Raw genomic sequence first — 5,208 nt, 5'->3', positions numbered from 1 at the left:
TCTGAAGACGGTTTATCGGTGAATCCACTCGGTGACAAGCTATCACCGAGTGGATTCACCGAGGCAGCTCACCGAAGAAAATCATCGGGCGTAATCATCGGGCGCACCCTGTGCCCGATGATTACGCCCGACGGCCGTGCCCAAAAACCGAACCCCAAATTCAAAAGCAAATGCGCCTAACAGGGGGATGGGTCGTTCCAGCCCGTATAGGGAATGCTTTATGGAAAGACCGGTTCCTGACGCTACTGCTCACCGCACTGATCCTGCTGTGCGTCAGTACGGGCGGCGCATTCCTGGGGATGTGGTATTACGGGGCGGTTATGCACTGACAGAACTACTTCCAGAACTTCCACCAAGGGGAGTGCGCCGGAGAAGAGATCTGCGGTGCTGGCTGCTCCTGTTTATGCTCCAGAAGCAACATAGCCTGACGAAGTGAACTGATATGTTCATCCCTGGCATTCACCGCCCCTTTAAGCCCGTCATTTTCGGTCTTTAACAACGCAATCTGATGCTGTAAATCTTGTAAAATATCACTGTTAATCGCTGTAGCATGACCGTCAACACTTACAGCGTTTTGTGTATCGTCCTTTACACCACCAAGCGAACCAAAAACACGTATAAGCTCAGACGTATCAATGGTTTTTACTTGCTTTCCATGCTTTACAACCGAGGTGTAAGTAAGTGTTCCATTGTTAAGCATCTTGTAAAGCGTAGGGCGACTGACATTTACAAGCCGAGCTGCTTCACTGATAGAGACTTTCGCCATTAGTTGCCATCCTCTGATTCCTTCAGTCGTTCTGACAAAACACGGTAAAGCTGTTCCGTATCCTCATGGAGCTTCTCGCAAAGGTCAGCCTCAGTATCGAAATCCAGGGCATTGAGCTTCTCCAGCAAAAGCAGAGACTGACCCTGAATGAATTTGGCCATATTCAGCGCAGTTTTTTGTTCTTTGTTCACGAAAACCTCCGTGTGGCAGTACCAAATGCAGGATCTGATGATATTCCGCTTCCTCGCTCATTCGCTCACTACGTTCGGTCATGAGTCTGCGGCGAGCGGTGGGATTCTAAGTAACAGATAACGTAGACGGTAAGCGTAACCAAAAGCCAGGGCAAGAACGAGAAGGACACGCCCCGCCAGGGCGTTTTTCCATAGGCTTCGCCCTCCTGACGAGTTTCACAGAAATCGGACGATTTCCGGTACTCAAATCAGAAGTGGCGAAACCCGACAGGACTTAAAGATACCAGGCGTTTCCCCCTGATGGCTCCCTCGTGCGCTCTCCTGTTCCCACCGTAAGGTTTACCCGTTGCATTCCGCCGTTCCTGACTGCGTGGTGGCGTTTTCTCATTCCTTCCCGTGCAACTGGGTTCCTGACAGGTGGTTCGCTCCAAGCTGGACTATCTGCACGAACTCCCCGTTTAGTCCGACTACCACGCCTGTTCCGGTAACTTAACACTTGAATCCAACCCGGAAAGACACGACGGATCGCCACTGGCGGTAGCCACTGGTAACTGATTAGAGGAGTTGAGTCTTGAAGTTATGCGCCAGTTAAGGCTAAACTGAAAGAACAAGTTTTGGTGACTGCGCTCCTCCAAGCCAGTTACCTTGGTTCTTCGAGCCGCAAACTCTTCGAACCTAAGAAAATAACCGCCCCGCAAAGGCGGTTTTTTTCTTTTACAGACAAGAGATTATCTATCTGATACGAAGATCTCAATAACTTCTTCAAAAAACACAAAATCAAGAAGGGAATCTAACGTAGCAAACCGTATGATTCTCTGCATTTCCAGAGATGCTTTTGGTAAATTGAACTAAGTTAGCCTCTGGGTTATCTTTCATAAGGTCGACAACAGTATCCTCATCAAAATGCTCCCAAAAGCCATCAGTGCATAACATAATCTCTTTGTTTTCATCATTTAAATCAAAAATTGAATGATTCAATGCAATCTCATCAGAACAGAAATCTATAAATGATGTTAAATAGTTTCTGTCTGGGCAATAACAAACAAGGTGTGGTATTTTTTTATTATCCACCCCATTTTCTTTTAAAGTTCTCCAAGCAACTGAGTTATCTTCTGTTAGAAGAACTCCCATTTTGTTATACACCCGACAATCCCCTGCACTATAAACATGGAGCTGAGTTTCATTTTTAAAAATAAAACATACGGCTGCCTTAACAGGAATTGACTTGCAATGTTTAATGATATCTTTATTAATATCACCAAAAAACGTACACTTTTTTAGTGTATCAGAGAGCAATTCCATACTGTTTTCAGCACAGGAATACCCATCCATAATAACGGCACCGAATATATCACCATGACAATTTATCTTAGATAAGATATCTAAATTTTCCTCTCGATTACCAGCACCACTAAAATTAAACACTATCATTTGAATATATCCCACGGGAGACTTTCATAGAAACTGGCAACGTGTTCATAAGCATCTTCAAATGGAGGTAATGATTTTACGGTTGAGGATAAATCTCCATATCGTTGACTAGAACGTTCGATAATCTCCGCATCTCTTATACCTTTAACATTCAAAAGATCATCTAATTCCTTCCCTTCACTTTTCTTCAAAAGGGACTCAAGTATTTTATATTTATCCTGCCGAGAAAAATCATATTTGCCTAAAAGATAATTGATATCATAAATATCTTGCTCACGATTTCTCTCTCTAACTTTCTGTTGTAAAACAGAACGATATTTCTCAGCCATCAAATCAGTTAAGCTGTAGGTTTTTACGTTATAATCGTTATCACCACCATCTAATGACAAGAAGTCAAAATCATACGTTTTCTCGTTAAAACTAAAATCGATGCTTATCACAGAAGGTGATTGATTGGATTCAAGCCTTTTCATTGCAGAAGTATTGGAACGATCGCAATATGCTATATTTATCTGTACTGTTGGAAATGTCCCTTGCGCATTAGGTTGGATTTTATGAGATTGCACCTTACATTTTATACCATACCCCAACTCGGCCTCAGCAACATCCATTGAGTCATTAAACGTATTGAAAAAGTTATCTAAATCGATTTCGGAAAGTTTTTTTTCAGTAGAAAAATCAATATCTTTAGTATACCTATCACTGCCATGCTTAACACCAAGAAGGGTTCCTCCCTTCATAACCATCATTTCATTCAAACTCTCCTCGATGGAAATAGATTTAAGTATTATATGCACAGCCTGCCGCATCAACCTATACTTCCCGCCAGACTCTTCGATCCAACTATTAATTTCTTCTTCCATAAGACTTCACCATATCAACGTTAATAGAAATAAACCACTCATCATCATAAAATGGTGAGAATGGACTTTTAGGAGATAATACTTTAGAACTCCCCCTGTATTTACTAGACTCTTGCTTCCATTCATCAATTTTTTTGTTATTAATCCCAATGATTCTATCAAAAATAAATCCAACTCTTGCTTTGTCAATGTGACGACCAAGTCTATCAACTTCCTTTATAATAAGAGGAGCATATTTTTTACCGTGTTCAATAAATGACTCTAATACATGCTCCTCACCACCACAGTAATCAGGCCGTCTAGTCATATCCATAAAAGTTTTACCTATAGAGGACACTCTAACTTGAGAGTTACGTGACTTCATTGGCTCAACATAGTTAGTTTCTTGTGTAACCAATATTTTTACCCCATTAACCTCAGTATTTCTTGGAAATCTAGGCATGAATTGTTTTGCTTCATCTATATATGGATGCTCTTTTTTAAAATCAAGATAGTATTTATTCTTCCACTGCTCAGAACTGCATGTTGTAAAATGAATTATCTTTGGTATTTTATCAGTGATGTTGTGCCAATCCATCGCTGATAAATAAGATAAGTATCCGTATGGGTATGTAGAGCAAATTATATCGTTTTCCGGAGCCCCATCGTTACCTTTAACAAAAAAAACCTCATAAAAGCCACCAATCAAATGCGGATAAGCATGATAGTTTTCGTTATCTTCAACTCTGGATAAAACTCCGGATCTTAAAAGTTTTGATATGTTATTTTCAAACTCATTAGCTCCTGCTTTACTCTTCCTGATTTGATATATCTTTTCACCATTATATTCTTTTTTTAAATAAAGGATGTAAATCTGCAAAGAGATATCTTCTTTGGTTATGACTGGTTTTTTATATTCGTTCAACAGCCAAGATGTTAGCGCTTCTTCGATAAGATACATTTTCAACCTTTGCAGTTTGGTCTCTAATAGAATATACGTCCTTAGGACGTATATTCTATTAGAGATAGATTGTCAAGTAAAAAACATTTCTAAACAATCACTTGCCTTTCTTTCGTTTATAATGTCCTATAAAATAAATCCTAAGGATTTATTTTATAGGACGATTGGGAAAAGTCAAGAAAAATATACTCGTGTAGCATTTACCATAACGCCTCATTGTACGCACCGCGAAAACGCGCTCAGTGCGGTTCCGGCGCGTTCGCCGTAAAAGACCGCCTTATCCCTGGCAGAAATGCCGCAAAACGCCCCTGATAAGTTTTAACCGTATGCATGACTATGCACGGCACTGCCTGGTGCCCGAACTGGCGTGAAAGAAACACCGTAATGCGGATTTATCCGGGTTTACCTAAGGCAGATGCGGAAATTCGCGCGTAAAAGCCCCATAGCGCACGAAGTCTTGTATGAGCAAGCCACCACCGCCAGATCAAGGGGACTTAGAACTGCTTTAGAATCGAGAGAAAGCCAGTCAAGGGCGCGTAGCGGCGAAGCGAACCCTTTACGGGCTGTAACGACCCCACCCTTGGCGAAGGGGGATGGTTCGCCACTGCGAGCCATCCTCCTGTTAAACCGGGTCTGACCTGTTTTTTGTGATACCCGTTCAGGGGATCATGCCTTCGGGGGGGCCGAATTCGAATGACTCAGCCTACTGAGGCAAGCCATCCCAATGGCGACTTCGGATTTGGGGGCAAAGCCCGCCACACCGTTAAGCTAGTCCTCAAGGACGACGCGCGACCAACCTCGTTACAGACAATTCCACTGGTTTTTTATGAGCGGGAAACGCACAGGAAAAAACAGGGGTAAAAATTGGCTTGTAAGGGGGTTGGTCGCGCGTAGCGAGACGGTGTGGCCGCCCTTCAGGATGTTATGCAGCGTCCAGCGGAATAATATCCTGTGTCGTTCCGATGGCGGCGTCCAGCAAGCCATCGGAACGCCAGAATTAAAGGGATTTAGCGACTC

The 5,208-nt window shown here is 42.5% G+C and carries 5 protein-coding genes; all 5 read right to left on the bottom strand.

Translation table 11 applies throughout. The features are described 5' to 3' along the window. Positions 1–334: 334 nt before the first annotated feature. On the bottom strand, positions 335–766 hold the full coding sequence (locus HV318_RS24065; protein ID WP_050074852.1) for an excisionase family DNA-binding protein: 432 nt from the start codon (positions 764–766) through the stop codon (positions 335–337). Beyond that, positions 766–957, bottom strand: coding sequence for a Rop family plasmid primer RNA-binding protein (locus HV318_RS24060; RefSeq protein WP_149228829.1), 192 nt, complete (start codon positions 955–957; stop codon positions 766–768). Before HV318_RS24060 ends, HV318_RS24065 begins: the two co-directional genes overlap by 1 nt. A 777-nt stretch (positions 958–1,734) precedes the next feature. Next, on the bottom strand, positions 1,735–2,403 hold the full coding sequence (locus HV318_RS24055) for a PP2C family serine/threonine-protein phosphatase (protein ID WP_249421828.1): 669 nt from the start codon (positions 2,401–2,403) through the stop codon (positions 1,735–1,737). Continuing rightward, on the bottom strand, positions 2,385–3,251 hold the full coding sequence (locus HV318_RS24050; RefSeq protein WP_182274679.1) for a nucleotidyl transferase AbiEii/AbiGii toxin family protein: 867 nt from the start codon (positions 3,249–3,251) through the stop codon (positions 2,385–2,387). Before HV318_RS24050 ends, HV318_RS24055 begins: the two co-directional genes overlap by 19 nt. Continuing rightward, positions 3,235–4,191 (bottom strand): type IV toxin-antitoxin system AbiEi family antitoxin domain-containing protein, encoded by a 957-nt coding sequence (locus HV318_RS24045; RefSeq protein WP_182274678.1) that lies wholly within the window; start codon positions 4,189–4,191, stop codon positions 3,235–3,237. Before HV318_RS24045 ends, HV318_RS24050 begins: the two co-directional genes overlap by 17 nt. Positions 4,192–5,208 lie beyond the last annotated feature (1,017 nt).

It is taken from the genome of Enterobacter sp. RHBSTW-00901, from assembly GCF_014103115.1.
Lineage (GTDB): Bacteria > Pseudomonadota > Gammaproteobacteria > Enterobacterales > Enterobacteriaceae > Enterobacter > Enterobacter cloacae_P.
Note: the sequence above shows the minus strand (reverse complement) of the source record. Positions and strands in the feature narration are given on the sequence as shown.

Bases quoted from the DNA above. Each gene is read 5' to 3' on its own strand.
- HV318_RS24065 (WP_050074852.1), bottom strand. From the start codon at position 766: ATGGCGAAAGTCTCTATCAGTGAAGCAGCTCGGCTTGTAAATGTCAGT.
- HV318_RS24050 (WP_182274679.1), bottom strand. From the start codon at position 3,251: ATGGAAGAAGAAATTAATAGTTGGATCGAAGAGTCTGGCGGGAAGTAT.
- HV318_RS24045 (WP_182274678.1), bottom strand. From the start codon at position 4,191: ATGTATCTTATCGAAGAAGCGCTAACATCTTGGCTGTTGAACGAATAT.